This window comes from Mycobacterium rhizamassiliense, assembly GCF_900157375.1.
Taxonomy (GTDB): Bacteria; Actinomycetota; Actinomycetes; order Mycobacteriales; family Mycobacteriaceae; genus Mycobacterium; species Mycobacterium rhizamassiliense.
The window spans coordinates 5437129-5451898 of sequence record NZ_LT721901.1; the positions used below are offsets into that span (position 1 = coordinate 5437129).

Consider the following 14770-nt stretch of genomic DNA (forward strand, 5'->3'; position numbering starts at 1 on the left):
GATTACGTATGTTTACGCCGCGGACGTCACGCGGTAGACGTCGTAGACACCCTCGACATTGCGCACCACGTTGAGTAGGTGCCCAAGGTGCTTGGGGTCGCCCATCTCGAACGTGAACCGGCTGATCGCCACCCGGTCGCCCGAGGTGGTCACCGAGGCCGACAGGATGTTCACCTTCTCGTCGGCCAGCACCCGCGTCACATCCGACAACAGCCGGTGCCGGTCGAGCGCCTCGACCTGAATCGCCACCAGGAACACCGAGGAAGGCGATGGGGCCCAAAGGACTTCGATGATCCGCTCGGCCTGCTGTTCCAGCGATGCGGCGTTGGTGCAGTCGGTGCGGTGCACGCTGACCCCGCCGCCGCGGGTGACGAACCCCATGATCTGGTCGCCGGGCACCGGCGTGCAGCACTTCGCCAGCTTGGTCAGCACGCCGGGGGCGCCGGGCACCGACACCCCCACGTCGTCGGTGCTGCGCGGGCGCCGCAGCATGGTGGTCGGTGTGGAGCGCTCGGCCAGCTCCTCCTCGGCCTGGTCGATGCCGCCGAGCTCGGCCAGCAGCCGCTGCATGACGTGACGTGCCGACACGTGGCCCTCACCGATGGCGGTGTAGAGCGTCGACACATCGGTGTAGTGCAGCTCCCGGGCGACGGCCCCCATGGATTCGCCATTGACCAAGCGCTGCAACGGAAGTCCACCGCGACGGACCTCGCGCGCCATCGCCTCCTTGCCCGCCTCCAGCGCCTCCTCGCGCCGCTCCTTGGCGAACCACTGCCGGATCTTGGCCTTGGCCCGCGGCGACACCACGAATTGCTGCCAGTCGCGCGACGGCCCGGCGTTGGGTGCCTTGGAGGTGAACACCTCGACGACTTCGCCGTTTTCCAGCTTGCGTTCCAGCGCCACCAGACGCCCGTTGACCCGGGCCCCGATGCAGCGGTGGCCGACCTCGGTGTGCACCGCGTAGGCGAAGTCCACCGGCGTCGACCCGTTCGACAACGTGATCACGTCACCCTTGGGGGTGAACACGAAAATCTCTTGCACCGCAAGGTCGTAACGCAGCGACTCCAGGAACTCGCCGGGGTCGGCGGCCTCCCGCTGCCAGTCGAGCAGCTGGCGCATCCAGGCCATGTCGTCGATCTCGGCGGCGGCGTGCGCATGCGGAAGGCCGTTGCGGCCCTTGGCCTCCTTGTAGCGCCAGTGTGCGGCGATGCCGTATTCGGCCGTGCGGTGCATGTCGCGGGTGCGAATCTGCACCTCCAGCGGCTTGCCCTCCGGCCCGACGACCGTGGTGTGCAGCGATTGGTAGACGCTGTATCTGGGCTGGGCGATGTAGTCCTTGAACCGTCCCGCCATCGGCTGCCACAGCGAGTGCACCACGCCCACAGCGGCATAGCAGTCGCGGATCTCGTCGCACAGGATGCGAATACCGACCAGGTCGTGGATGTCGTCGAAGTCGCGGCCCTTGACGATCATCTTCTGATAGATCGACCAGTAGTGCTTGGGCCGGCCCTCCACGGTCGCTTTGATTTTCGACGCGCCCAGGGTGTTGACGATCTCGGTGCGAACCTTGGCCAGGTAGGTGTCCCGCGACGGCGCGCGACCGGCGACCAGCCGCACGATCTCCTCGTACTTCTTCGGATGCAGGATCGCGAACGACAGGTCTTCCAGCTCCCACTTGACGCTGGCCATACCCAGCCGATGCGCAAGGGGCGCAATGACTTCCAACGTTTCGCGGGCCTTGCGCGCCTGCTTCTCGGGGGGCAGGAAGCGCATCGTGCGCATGTTGTGCAGCCGGTCGGCGACCTTGATCACCAGCACCCGCGGGTCGCGGGCCATCGCGGTGATCATCTTGCGGATGGTCTCCCCCTCGGCGGCGCTGCCCAGCACCACGCGGTCCAGCTTGGTCACGCCGTCGACGAGATGGCCGACCTCTTCGCCGAATTCCTCGCTCAACGCCTCGAGCGTGTAGCCGGTGTCCTCGACGGTGTCGTGCAGCAGCGCGGCCACCAAAGTGGTGGTGTCCATGCCCAACTCGGCCAGGATGTTGGCCACCGCCAGCGGGTGGGTGATGTAGGGATCACCGGAGTGCCGCAGCTGGGTGGCGTGGCGCTGATCGGCAACCTCGAAGGCCCGGTTGAGCATCGACAGGTTGGCTTTGGGATAGATCTCGCGGTGCACCGCCACCAGCGGCTCGAGCACGGGATTGAGCGCGCTGCGCTGGGCGGTCATCCGACGGGCCAGCCGGGCGCGGACGCGGCGCGACGCGCTGCTCGACGTCTTCAGGCTTTCGACGGGTGGCTCCGGCGCGTCGACGGCGGGCGCAGCGACCAGGGGAACCTCCGGGGGCGGCACAACAGTTTGCGCCGTGCTCTGCTCGTCCGCCACGTTGGTCACCTCCGACCTCGAGAATATCTCCTAAAACTGATTGCCCCGCCCGTTCTTTCGCCGTTGCCGCCCTGGAACAAGCGGGGTTGCGCGCTCAGACGCGGCTCAGGGTGTGCACCGGCAGCGGAGCGAGCGCCGCGCGGCCACCGAGCTCGACGAGTTCCATGACCACGGCGACGCCGACCACGTTGGCCTCAGCGCGCTGCAGCAGCCGGGCCGACGCGCCCAAGGTGCCGCCGGTGGCGAGCACGTCGTCGATGACCATGACGTTGCGTCGCCGCAGCTCGATGCCGTCGGCCGGGATTTCCAGCGTGGCGCTGCCGTACTCCAGGTCGTAGCTCTCGGAGAGCACCGGCGGCGGCAGCTTGCCGCCCTTGCGGATGGCGAGCACGCCGACGCCCAGCCGAGCCGCCACGGCGGCGGCCACCAGGAAGCCGCGGGAGTCGACGCCGGCCACCAGGTCCACGCCGGCCGCGACGCCGGCGAGGGCGTCGGTGATCGCGCACATCGCGTCGCGATCGGCAAACAACGGGGTGAGGTCCTTGAATTGCACGCCGGGCTCGGGGAAATCGGCGACCTTGCGGGTCAGCGGCTCGATGATGTCGCCGAGATCCGGCGCATCCTTGATGGTCGTCACTGCACCAAAGCCCATCGATCCATGTTCCAGCCCGCGCCCCACCGGGTTGGATTCCTGCTCACCGCGTACATCTTTTTCGACATCAGCAACGTGCGCTGCTGCCGGTACAGGGGCAACGTTGGCATCTCGGCCCAGAGTACCGGCGCGGCGTCGGTGAGCAGCCGAACGCGCTCGGCGGGGTCGGCCGAGACCGCGAGCGCCCCGATGATGCCGTCGACCTGGGCGTTGGAGTAGCCCGACAGGTTGTTGCCGTTGCCGGTGTGCAGGTCGTAGGCGTCCATCGCCGACGATCCGGTGGAGCCACTGCCAGTGGCGCCGCCGGTGCTGGCCACCAGGACGTCGATCTTTCCGTCCTTGAGCGCCTGCGGGCCGGAGGAGTCCAGGCTGACGTTGTTGACGGTGATGCCGGCTCCCGCGCAGGACTTGGTGATGGTCCCGACGGTGACCGCCAACCGCGCGTTAGGACCGTGGTAGCCGATTCGCACCGTCAGCGGCGTGTTGCCCAGCTCGTCGCGGGCGGCCGCCGGGTCCGCCTTGGCGAACTTGCCGGCCTCGGCGGCGCCGTCGCCCTGCGCCACGGCGTCCTCGGTCGCCGGCGACAGGCGCGAGTTGGCGATCGCCGCGCCCGCGTCGCGCGCGATCGCGTCGCGCGGGACGCACAACGCGAACGCCCGGCGCGTCTTGGCCTGCGACAACGGGCCCTGCGGCGCGAAGATCAGCTGCTGGATGCCGGCCGACGGCGCATCGCTGCGCTCGTAGTTGTCCGGGGTGGTCAACGTCCCCGACGAGCCGGCCGCCACGTCGACGACGTCGACGCTGCGGTTGTTGACCCGGTCCTGGATGTCCGGCGCCTGCGGCGATACCGTGATCCGCTTGGTGACCGCGTGCGGGCCCCACCACCGGTCGTTGGCCACCAGCACCACCGCGCCACCGTCGAGGACGGATTCGATCTTGTACGGCCCCGACGCCGGGAAGCGCTTGGCGATCTCGTCGGATTTCAGGCCGGGTTTGAGGTCCCAGATGGTGTTCCACAGCTTCGCGATCTGGGCGATCAACGGCCCGTTGTTGCCCAGCACGGCCGCGGTCACATCGATGTTGAGCTGGTCGGCGATCACGTGCGACGGCATCAGCGTGGTCGCGCTGAACAGCTGCATGTAGTCCGCGACGCCGCGGTCCGGGACGAACGACACCCGGGCCTTCTTCTGCCCCGGCGTGCACGCGACGTTGGCGATGTCGAGATATCCGGCCTGGGTGGCGGCGTCGAAGCCGGGGAACCGTCCCGACTGGGCCGCCCAGGCCAGCACCAGATCGTCGCAGGTCACCGGCTTGCCATCGGAGTAGACGGCGTTGTCGGCGATCTGATAGTCGAGCACCAGCGGCGATCCCGCCACCACCGAGACGCTGCCGAAGTCGTGGTCGGCGACGACCTGCCCGTCGGGGCCGTGATAGCCGAAGCCGGTCAGCGTGCGGGCGAAGGCCTGGGCCCCAGCCGAGGCGGCGCCGACGACGGTGTTGGTGTTGTAGCTGCTCAGCGTGCCGTCGACGACGTAGGTGACCTGCGAGGCGGCGCTACCCGAGCACCCGGTGACCGTGAAGGCCACCGCGAGCGGCAGCGCCAGGGCGACGGCGACCAACCTTTTCAGGCCCGGCCGGCCGGGACGCGGCAGACACCAGGTGGCCATCCGGACTACCGCCGGCCGGCATTCCGCTTGCCGGTCGGACGCCGGGTGCCGGTCGGCCGCACCGGCCGCGCACCTGGCGCCGGCTTGTTCGGCGCCGGCTTGGTGACGGCTTCGGTGCTGGCGTCCTCGCCCGCGGGCGCGGCGTCGCTGGGATCGGTCTGCTCGTCGGCGTCGTCGGGCGCGGCCTCCCCACGCGATCGCGCGTCGGGGGCGCGCCGTTTGACGACCCGGCGGGTGTGGTTGCGCACCAGCTCGGTGCGCTCGCGCAGCGTGACCAGCAGCGGGGTTGCGAAGAAGATCGACGAGTAGGTGCCGACCAGGATGCCGACCAGCTGCACCAGCGCCAGGTCCTTCAGGGTGCCCACGCCCAGCAGCCACACCGCCACCACCATCAGCGCCAGCACCGGCAACACTGAGATCAGGCTGGTGTTGATCGAGCGCATGAACGTCTGGTTGATCGCCAGGTTGGCCTGCTCGGCGAAGGTCCGCCGGGTGGTGTGCTGGAAGCCGTGCGTGTTCTCCTCGACCTTGTCGAAGACGATGACCGTGTCATAGAGCGAGAACCCGAGGATCGTCAGCAGGCCGATGACCGTGGCAGGGCTGACCTCGAAACCGACCAGCGAATACACCCCCGCGGTGACCGTCAGGTCGAAGACCATCGTCAACAGCGCCGAGATCGCCATGTAGCGCTCGTAGCGGATCATGATGTAGACGCCGACCAGCACCAGGAAGACGCCGAGCGCGATCAGCGCCTTGTCGGTGATCTGGTCGCCCCAGGTCTCCGACACCGCCGAGTCGCTGATGGCCGCCTTGTTCGGTTTGCCGTCGGTTCCCTTCGGCTGAAACGCATCGAACAGGGCGTTGCGCAGCTTCGTCGACTGGTCGTTGTTCAGCGTCTCAGAGCGGATCTGCACGGTCGCCGAGCCGCCGCTGCCGACGATGACCACCGATTCCGGGTCGCCGCCGATGGCCTTCTTGAAGACCTCGGACACCTGCGACGTCTGGACCGTCCCCGAGGAGCCCGCCGCGGGCATCGACACCGTGGTGCCGCCGCTGAAGTCGATCCCAAACGTGAAGCCGCGCAACAGGATCGACAGGATCGCCACCGCGACGATCGCTCCGCTGATGCCGTACCAGAGCCGGCGGCGGCCGACCACCTCGAACGCACCCGTGCCGGTGTAGAGCCGGGACAGGAAGCTGTGGTGCGGCAGCCCGGCCGCGTCCGACGAGCTTGGCTCCACAGCGCCGTCGCCGGCCTCGGTGATCTCGGTCGCTTCGGCGTCGGGCTTTTCTTTGGCAGCCATCGCGCTATCCCCGTCCCGTCTTCACATGTGACGAAGCCCGGCGCTCGCGGGCGACCTGCTGTACCGCGCCCAGGCCGTTGTATGCGGGTTTCGCCAACCTCGGCGACTTGGACGCCAGGTACACCAGCGGCCAGGTCACCAGGAACACGACCACGATGTCCAGGACGGTGGTCAGGCCCAGCGTGAAGGCGAATCCGCGCACCTGGCCGATCGCCAGGGCATAGAGCACCGCGGCGGCCAGGAAGGTGACGGCGTTGCCCGAAACGATCGTCCTGCGGGCCCGCACCCAACCGCGCGGCACCGCAGAGCGGAACGAACGGCCTTCGCGGATCTCGTCTTTGATGCGTTCGAAGAACACCACAAAGGAGTCGGCGGTGGTGCCGATACCGATGATCAGACCCGCGATACCCGCCAGGTCCAGGGTGTAGTTGATCTGGCGGCCCAGGATCACCAGGATCGCGAAAATCATTGCGCCGGAAGCGGTCAGGGACAGCGCCGTGAGCAGGCCCAGCACCCGGTAGTACAGCAGCGAATACAGCAGCACCAGGATCAAGCCGATCCCGCCCGCGATCAGCCCCGCGCGCAGCGAGGTCAATCCCAGTGTGGCCGAGACGGTTTGGGCCTCCGAGGACTCGAAGGACAGCGGCAGCGAGCCGTACTTCAGGACGTTGGCCAGCTGGCCCGCCGTCGAGGCGGTGAACGGCGGGTCGCCACCGGTGATCTGGGTCCGGCCGCCGGGGATCGCCTCCTGGATCATCGGGGCGCTGACGACCCGCGAGTCGAGGGTGAACGCGGTCTGGGTCCCGATGTGGGCGGCGGTGAAGTCGGCCCAGGTGTTCGCCGCCGCCGACTTGAACTGCAGGTCGACGACGTAGCCGATGCCGTGCTGGTTCATCGTCGAGCTGGCGTCCTGGATCTGATCGCCACTGATGATCGACGGGCCCAGCAGGTAGGCCATCTTTTTGTCGGTGGAGCAGGTGACCAGGGGCAGCTTCGGATCGTCGTTGCCGGCCAGGATGTCGTCCTGGCCGCAGTGGGCCGCCATGTACTGCATGACGCCCATCTGCAGGTATGGGTTGTCGCTCTGCCGAAGTTCTTTCATCCCCTGGATGCGTTCGGCGAGATCCTTGCGCGAGTCGGCCGGCTCGGGGACGTCAGCGGGAGTCTGCCCGGGCGGCGTCCCCGGCGCGGGTGCGGGGCTCGCAGGCGCATTGCTCGCCGGGGCCGCGGGGCCGGGGGCCGGAGATGCGGGACCGGGGCCGGCGGGAGGCGGCGCTTGCTGGCCGGCGGGAGGCGGCGCTTGCTGGCCGGCGGGAGGCGGCGCTTGCTGGCCGGCGGGTGGCTCGAGGCCCGGCGGCAGCCCGCCCGGCGCCCCGGGAGCGCCTGGAGCACCGGGAGCGCCCGGCGGCGCGCTGGCGGGCTGGCGGCCCGGCTGCTTGGGCGCGGCGCCCTGGGCCGGCGAAGAGTTGAGCACCGGACGGATGTAGAGGCGCGCGGTTTGACCCAGGTTGCGGGCCTCGTTGCCTTCGTTTCCGGGCACTGTGATCACCAGGTTGTCGCCGTCGACGACGACCTCCGAACCGGAGACGCCGAGTCCGTTGACGCGTGCGCTGATGATCTGCTGGGCCTGGGCCAGCGCCTCGCGGCTCGGCCGCGACCCGTCGGGCGTGCGCGCGGTCAGGGTGACCCGGGTGCCGCCCCGCAGATCAATGCCCAGCTTCGGGGCCGCGTGCTTATCGCCGGTTAGGAACACCGACAGGTAGACGGCCACGAGCATGAACAAGAAAAACGACAGGTAGCGGGCAGGGTGCACCGGCGCCGAAGACGATGCCACGTTCCTTTTATCTCCTTGAGAATCGGTCTTTTACCCCCGACAGAGCCTACGTGTCCTCTTCACGCGCGCCTCGCCGGTCAGGAATCTTTGGCTACCCGGCTCTCGCTGGCGGAGTCGGCGGGCCCGTCGGCGTCGTCCAGGTCGTCGACGTCGTCGTAGTCGTCGTAGTCGTCGGCATCCTCGGGCAGGATCCGGTCGCGGATCGCCAGCTTCATCCAGGTGGTCACGATGCCGGGCGCGATCTCGAGGTCGACGGTGTCGTCGGTGAACGCGACGACGGTGGCCTGCATGCCGGACGTGGTGTGCACGCGGTCACCGGGCTGCAGCGAGTCGTGCAGGTCGATCGTGGTTTGCATCGCGCGCTTCTGGCGGCGCGACGCCATGTACATGAACCCGCCCATGATGAGCAGGAACGGCAGGAATAAGACCAAACTTTCCATCGACGTGCCTGTCTTTCGTTTCCGTATTGCTGGTGATCCTGCTCCGCCGGTGTCCGTGCCGACCGGGAAGCCACGCACCTCGTGACGGGTCCAGTGTGCCCGTTAAGTCTGGCAGGCCCCAGCTCGCGACCGACCGGCACCTGCGCGGACCACCCCGGCCGCAGCGCGGGACTGCCGAGAACCGCACCAGCGGATAGGCTTTCATCCGGGCGCGGCACGCGCGCCGAGAGAAGGAGGATGTGGTGGCCAGTCTGGAACAGACTCGTCAACTGGTCACTGAAATCCCAGGTCCGGGCTCGCTGGAGCTGAACAAGCGCCGGGCCGCGGCCGTGTCACACGGCGTCGGCATCACCCTGCCCGTCTTCGTCGCACGCGCCGGCGGCGGCATCATCGAGGACGTCGACGGCAACCGGCTGATCGACCTGGGGTCCGGCATCGCGGTGACCACGATCGGGAACTCCTCCCCGCGCGTCGTCGAGGCGGTGCGCGCGCAGGTGGCCGACTTCACCCACACCTGTTTCATGGTGACGCCGTACGAGTCGTATGTGGCCGTCGCCGAGGAACTGAACCGGATCACCCCTGGCTCCGGCGAAAAGCGCTCGGTGCTGTTCAACTCCGGCGCGGAGGCCGTCGAGAACGCCATCAAGGCCGCCCGGTCCTACACCCGCAAGCCCGCGGTCGTCGCCTTCGACCACGCCTACCACGGCCGCACCAACATGGCGATGGCGCTGACCGCCAAGTCGATGCCCTACAAGAGCGGATTCGGGCCGTTCGCGCCGGAGATCTACCGCGCGCCGATGTCCTACCCGTATCGGGACGGGCTGCTGGACAAGGAGCTGGCCACCGACGGCGAATTGGCGGCCGCCCGCGCCATCAGCGTTTTCGAGAAGCAGGTCGGCGCGGCGAACCTGGCCGCCGTCATCATCGAGCCGATCCAGGGCGAGGGCGGTTTCATCGTCCCCGCCGAGGGCTTCCTGCCCGCCCTGCTGGACTGGTGCCGCCGCAACGACGTGGTGTTCATCGCCGACGAGGTGCAGAGCGGATTCGCGCGCACCGGCGCGATGTTCGCCTGCGAGCACGAGGGCATCGAGCCGGACCTGATCTGCACCGCGAAGGGCATCGCCGACGGGCTGCCGCTGTCGGCCGTGACGGGCCGGGCCGAGATCATGGACGCCCCGCACGGCAGCGGCCTGGGCGGCACTTTCGGCGGCAACCCGGTCGCCTGCGCGGCGGCCCTGGCCACTATCGAGACCATCGAGAGCGACGGCCTGCTCGCGCGGGCCAAGGAGATCGAGCGGCTGATCACCGAGCGGCTGCTGCGGCTGCAGGCCGCCGACGACCGCATCGGCGACGTCCGTGGCCGCGGCGCCATGATCGCCGTCGAGTTGGTGAAGTCGGGAACCGCAGATCCCGATCCGGAGCTGACGCAGAAGCTCTCCACCGCGGCCCACGCAGCCGGAGTCCTGATCCTGACGTGTGGCATGTTCGGCAACGTCATCCGGTTGCTGCCCCCGCTGACGATCAGCGACGAACTGCTGGTCGAGGGGCTCGACATCATCGCCGAGATCCTCGGCAACCTCTAACCGGACAACCCGGATTTTCACAGCCGCCGGTGGGGGATCTCACACCCCGAGCGGGGGTAAACTCGTTGAGGAATATCGTTACTTTAGCTAACGTTCTATTTGGGTAGCGCAACGTGGCGCCGCAAACCACTCAGTCTCAGTAAATGCAAGGAACTGTTATGTCGACTATTACTCGCGAAGAGCGGCTGGAACGCCGCATCGAGGACCTGACCGCTAACGACCCACAGTTCGCCGCAGCCCGGCCCGACCCGGCGGTCGCCACCGCCCTCGAGCAGCCCGGACTGCGACTGCCGCAGATCGTTCAGATCGTGCTCGACACCTACGCCGACCGCCCCGCCCTGGGGCAGCGCGCCGTCGAGTTCGTCAAAGACCCCAAGACCGGCCGCACCGTTGCCGGTCTGCTCCCCCGCTTCGAGACCATCACCTACCGCGAACTCGACGACCGCGTCGAGGCCGTGGCGCGCGCCCTGACCCACGACTCCGTGCGGGTCGGAGATCGCGTCGCCGCACTCGGCTTCAACAGCGTCGACTTCACCACCATCGACATCGCACTCGGACGGATCGGCGCCGTATCGGTCCCGCTGCAAACCAGCGCCTCGATCACGGGGCTGAAGCCGATCGTCCTCGAGACCGAACCCGTCGCCTTCGCGGCCAGCGCGAACCAGGTGGCCGACGCCGTCGAACTGATCCTGAGCAGCGGCCACCGCCCGGCCAAGCTGGTCGTGTTCGACTACCACCCCGAGGTCGACGACGAGCGCGAGGCAGTGGCAGCCGCCCGCACGCGGCTGGCCGACGCCGCGATCACCGTCGAGACCCTGGCCGACCTGCTCGAGCGCGGCAAGGCGCTGCCCGCGGCGCCGGCCGTGGTGACCGACGAGGACGCGCTGGCCCTGCTGATCTACACCTCCGGCAGCACCGGGGCGCCCAAGGGCGCGATGTACCCGCAGGCCAACGTCGGCAAGATGTGGTCCCGGTCCAAGCGCAACTGGTTCGGGGAGACCCCCGCGTCGATCACCCTCAACTTCATGCCGATGAGCCACGTGATGGGGCGCGGCATCCTGTTCGGCACGCTCGGCAACGGCGGCACCGCGTACTTCGCGGCCCGCAGCGACCTGTCGACGCTGCTCGAGGACCTGGAGCTGGTACGGCCCACCGAGATGAACTTCGTGCCGCGCATCTGGGAGACCCTCTACAGCGAATACCTGCGCCAGGTCGACAGCGGTGTCGACGAGGCGCAAGCGATGGACGACATGCGGCAGTACCAGCTGGGCGGCCGGTTCATCTTCGCGATGACCGGCTCGGCGCCCACGTCGCCCGAGCTCAAGACCTGGGTCGAGACCCTGCTCGACATGCATCTGCTCGACGGCTACGGCTCCACCGAGGCCGGCATGGTCCTGTTCGACGGCGAGGTGCAGCGCCCGCCGGTCATCGACTACAAGCTGGCCGACGTCCCGGACTTGGGCTACTTCGCCACCGACCGGCCGTACCCGCGGGGCGAATTGCTGCTCAAGACCGAGAACATGTTCCCCGGGTACTACAAGCGCCCGGAGATCACGGCCGACGTGTTCGACGACGAGGGCTACTACCGCACCGGCGACGTCGTCGCCGAGGTTGCGCCCAACAAGGTCGTGTACGTCGACCGCCGCAACAACGTGCTGAAGCTGGCGCAGGGCGAGTTCGTCACCGTCGCCAAGCTGGAGGCGGTGTTCGGCAACAGCCCGCTGGTCCGCCAGATCTACGTCTACGGCAACAGCGCGCACCCCTACCTGCTGGCTGTGATCGTGCCCAGCGAAGAGGCCCTGACCCGCTACGGCGCCGACGAGCTCAAGCCGCGGATCGGCGATTCGCTGCAGGCCGTCGCCAAGGAAGCCGACCTGCAGTCCTACGAGGTGCCGCGCGACTTCATCGTCGAGACCACGCCGTTCACCCTGGAGAACGGTCTGCTGACCGGCATCCGCAAGCTGGCGTGGCCGAAGCTGAAGCAGCACTACGGCGAGCGGCTGGAACAGCTCTACACCGACTTGGCCGCGGGCCAGGCCAACGAGCTGAGCGAGCTGCGCCGCAGTGGCCCGCAGGCGCCCGTGCTGCAGACGGTGAGCCGGGCCGCGGCCGCCCTGCTGGGCACCGGCGCCACCGAGCTGACACCCGACGCCCACTTCACCGACCTCGGCGGAGACTCGTTGTCGGCGTTGACATTCGGCAACCTGCTGCGCGAGATCTTCGACATCGACGTGCCGGTGGGCGTCATCGTCAGCCCGGCCAACGACCTGGCTGCCATCGCCGGCTACATCGAGGCCGAGCGCCACGGCACCAAGCGGCCCAGCTTCGCCACGGTGCACGGTCGCGACGCCGACGAGGTGCACGCCGGGGACCTCACGCTGGACAAGTTCCTCGACGCGGAGACCCTGGCCGCCGCGCCGGCGCTGGCCGCACCGGCATCCGAGGTGCGCACGGTCCTGTTGACCGGCGCGACCGGCTTCCTGGGCCGCTACCTGGCGCTGGATTGGCTGGAGCGGATGGACCTGGTCGACGGCAAGGTGATCGCCCTGGTGCGGGCCAAGTCCGACGCGGACGCCCGCGCGCGGCTGGACAAGACGTTCGACCCCCCGGGTTCTGAAGGCGACCCCAAGCTGCTGGCGCACTACCAGCAGCTGGCGGCCGACCACCTCGAGGTCATCGCCGGCGACAAGGGCGAGGCCAACCTCGGCCTGGACGCCGCGACCTGGCAGCGGCTGGCCGACACCGTCGACCTGATCGTCGACCCGGCGGCCCTGGTCAACCACGTGCTGCCGTACAGCGAGCTGTTCGGCCCCAACGCCTTGGGCACCGCCGAGCTGATCCGCATCGCGCTGACCACGAAGAAGAAGCCGTACACCTACGTGTCGACGATCGGGGTGGGCGACCAGATCAAGCCCGGCCAGTTCACCGAGGACGCCGACATTCGGCAGATCAGCGCGACCCGGCAGATCAACGACAGCTACGCCAACGGCTACGGCAACAGCAAGTGGGCCGGTGAGGTCCTGCTGCGCGAGGCCAACGACCTGTGCGGGTTGCCGGTGGCGGTGTTCCGCTGCGACATGATCCTGGCCGACACCACCTACGCCGGTCAGCTCAACGTGCCGGACATGTTCACCCGGATGATGCTGAGCCTGGTGGCCACCGGCATCGCGCCCGCCTCGTTCTACGAGCGGGACGCCGACGGCAACCGGCAGCGCGCCCACTACGACGGCCTGCCCGTCGAGTTCATCGCCGAGGCGATCTCGACGCTGGGTGCCCAAAGCGAAGACGGGTTCCGCACCTTCCACGTGATGAACCCCTACGACGACGGCATCGGCATGGACGAGTTCGTCGACTGGCTGGTCGAGGACGGCAACGCCATCCAGCGCATCGATGACTACACCGAGTGGCTGCGGCGGTTCGAGGGAGCGCTACGCGGACTGCCCGAAAAGCAGCGCAACGCATCGCTTTTGCCGCTGCTGCACAACTACCAGAAGCCGGAGCGCCCGATCCGCGGATCGATGGCACCGACCGATCTGTTCCGTGCGGCAGTGCAGGACGCGAAAGTCGGTCCGGACAAAGACATTCCGCACATCGGCGCGCCGATCATCAATCAGTACATCAGCAATCTGAAACTGCTCGGACTGCTGTAAGAGTCAAAAAAAAGTCCGCCGACCCGTGTTGGGCCGGCGGACTTTTTCACTTGACCTCTTAGCCCTGCGGATGCGGCCAGCGCAGGTACGCGGCGCCGGGGCCGGACGGCGCGGCGTGCTGGCGGCGCCAGCCCCGGGCCTTCGGCTGGTCGTCGTCCACCCGCGGCTTGGTGAGCGCCTCCGACGACACCTCGTCGCGCGACGGCTCCTCGAGCCCCGAGTAGTACTGCGGCACCGCCGGATCGGCTGCTGCCACCGGTTCCACCGGGGGCACGTCGCGCGCGAGCCGCACCGCGGTGCGCGCCAGGGCGACGCCGGCAACGAAGACGATCAGCGCGCCCAGGCCGGAGAAGTACGAAACCTCCAGCGCCGCGCGCTTGCGGTCGGTGGCCGCGATCGGGTCGCCGACCGAACCGATGCCCAGCAGGGGGGCGACCTCGGTGCCGACCACGAACCAGGCACCGGCGAGAACCCCCAGCCAGCCGCCCAGCACCGCGCTGACGCGGTTACCCGACAGGATCAACAGCAGGCCGCCCAGTGCGGCCGCCGCGCCCGGCGCAACCTCGAGCCAACCCCGGGCCGTGCTCCACGCCCAGTCCTGGTCGGGTGTGTAGGCAAAGTTGAAGCGAGGCCCGACGAACGGGATCAGCGCACCCCACGCACCCAGGATGATCAGGAGCAATCCGCTGATCGCGCCCCGCGACCGCGGCATTCGCAGTCCGCCCGCGCGGTAGTCCTCTTCACGTTTCATCACATTCTCCTTGGTTGATGCCGGGCTACTTCAGCATCGCGTGGGTACCCTGCCCCATCGCGAAATAACCTGTGAGCCAACGAGCCCTGTTACCAGTGAGACTGATGTGTCTGGTGTTACATGCAGAGGCCGAGAATCAGCAGTACGACGGCGATCAACGGGAAGGTGCCCTGAGTGATCGCCGCCCGGGCCTTGTCGGGTGCCGAGAGCAGCAGCACGACGGCGGCGGCGGCCATCGATCCCACGCCGACGAAGATGAGCGTGACCCCGACGAGCCCGTGCCGAGTGGCGACCGCGGCGACGCCGATTCCGGTGACGATCGCCAGAAACAGGTTGTAGAAGCCCTGGTTGAACGCCAGCAGCCGGGTGGTCTCGGCCTCCTCGGGCGTGGTGCCGAACGTGGCGCGGGTGCGCGGCGACGTCCAGGTCAACGATTCCATCACGAAGATGTAGACGTGCAGCAGCGCTGCCAAGGCGGCGAATACCAACGCGGCGATGATCATT

General features: G+C 68.4%; 10 protein-coding genes. 2 read left to right on the top strand and 8 right to left on the bottom strand.

Going from position 1 to position 14770, the window contains the following annotated elements; genetic code table 11:
- Positions 1 to 12: 12 nt before the first annotated feature.
- From MRAB57_RS25630 to yajC, 6 genes are all read right to left on the bottom strand, one after another.
- Positions 13 to 2385 (bottom strand): RelA/SpoT family protein, encoded by a 2373-nt coding sequence (locus MRAB57_RS25630; protein ID WP_077090859.1) that lies wholly within the window; start codon positions 2383 to 2385, stop codon positions 13 to 15.
- Positions 2386 to 2479: 94 nt separating this feature from the next.
- Positions 2480 to 3037, bottom strand: a complete 558-nt coding sequence (locus MRAB57_RS25635) for an adenine phosphoribosyltransferase (RefSeq protein WP_077090860.1) — start codon at positions 3035 to 3037, stop codon at positions 2480 to 2482.
- Positions 3019 to 4704, bottom strand: a complete 1686-nt coding sequence (locus MRAB57_RS25640; protein WP_077089840.1) for an ABC transporter substrate-binding protein — start codon at positions 4702 to 4704, stop codon at positions 3019 to 3021. Before MRAB57_RS25640 ends, MRAB57_RS25635 begins: the two co-directional genes overlap by 19 nt.
- A gap of 5 nt (positions 4705 to 4709) precedes the next feature.
- Positions 4710 to 6008, bottom strand: a complete 1299-nt coding sequence (gene secF / locus MRAB57_RS25645) for a protein translocase subunit SecF (protein WP_077089841.1) — start codon at positions 6006 to 6008, stop codon at positions 4710 to 4712.
- Positions 6009 to 6012: 4 nt separating this feature from the next.
- Positions 6013 to 7842 carry a protein translocase subunit SecD gene (gene secD / locus MRAB57_RS25650; RefSeq protein ID WP_077089842.1) on the bottom strand — a complete coding sequence of 610 codons (1830 nt, stop codon included), beginning with the start codon at positions 7840 to 7842 and terminating at the stop codon, positions 6013 to 6015.
- Between the two features lie 77 nt (positions 7843 to 7919).
- Positions 7920 to 8282 carry a preprotein translocase subunit YajC gene (gene yajC / locus MRAB57_RS25655; protein WP_077089843.1) on the bottom strand — a complete coding sequence of 121 codons (363 nt, stop codon included), beginning with the start codon at positions 8280 to 8282 and terminating at the stop codon, positions 7920 to 7922.
- 242 nt (positions 8283 to 8524) lie between these two features.
- Here yajC and gabT point away from each other — a divergent pair, with 242 nt between their 5' ends.
- Complete coding sequence (gabT, locus tag MRAB57_RS25660) at positions 8525 to 9865, top strand: 4-aminobutyrate--2-oxoglutarate transaminase (protein WP_077090861.1); 1341 nt, start codon at positions 8525 to 8527, stop codon at positions 9863 to 9865.
- Positions 9866 to 10023: 158 nt separating this feature from the next.
- Entirely contained in the window at positions 10024 to 13515 is a 3492-nt protein-coding gene (car, locus tag MRAB57_RS25665) for a carboxylic acid reductase (protein WP_077089844.1), read from the top strand.
- A 58-nt stretch (positions 13516 to 13573) separates the two neighbouring features.
- On the opposite strand, the gene MRAB57_RS25670 is transcribed toward car, so the two are convergent.
- Complete coding sequence (locus tag MRAB57_RS25670) at positions 13574 to 14266, bottom strand: hypothetical protein (protein WP_077089845.1); 693 nt, start codon at positions 14264 to 14266, stop codon at positions 13574 to 13576.
- A 116-nt stretch (positions 14267 to 14382) separates the two neighbouring features.
- Positions 14383 to 14769 carry a DUF1304 domain-containing protein gene (locus MRAB57_RS25675; protein ID WP_077089846.1) on the bottom strand — a complete coding sequence of 129 codons (387 nt, stop codon included), beginning with the start codon at positions 14767 to 14769 and terminating at the stop codon, positions 14383 to 14385.
- Position 14770 lies beyond the last annotated feature (1 nt).

Bases quoted from the DNA above. Each gene is read 5' to 3' on its own strand.
- car (WP_077089844.1), top strand. From the start codon at position 10,024: ATGTCGACTATTACTCGCGAAGAGCGGCTGGAACGCCGCATCGAGGAC.
- MRAB57_RS25635 (WP_077090860.1), bottom strand. From the start codon at position 3,037: ATGGGCTTTGGTGCAGTGACGACCATCAAGGATGCGCCGGATCTCGGC.
- secF (WP_077089841.1), bottom strand. From the start codon at position 6,008: ATGGCTGCCAAAGAAAAGCCCGACGCCGAAGCGACCGAGATCACCGAG.
- yajC (WP_077089843.1), bottom strand. From the start codon at position 8,282: ATGGAAAGTTTGGTCTTATTCCTGCCGTTCCTGCTCATCATGGGCGGG.
- MRAB57_RS25640 (WP_077089840.1), bottom strand. From the start codon at position 4,704: ATGGCCACCTGGTGTCTGCCGCGTCCCGGCCGGCCGGGCCTGAAAAGG.
- MRAB57_RS25675 (WP_077089846.1), bottom strand. From the start codon at position 14,769: ATGATCATCGCCGCGTTGGTATTCGCCGCCTTGGCAGCGCTGCTGCAC.
- MRAB57_RS25670 (WP_077089845.1), bottom strand. From the start codon at position 14,266: ATGAAACGTGAAGAGGACTACCGCGCGGGCGGACTGCGAATGCCGCGG.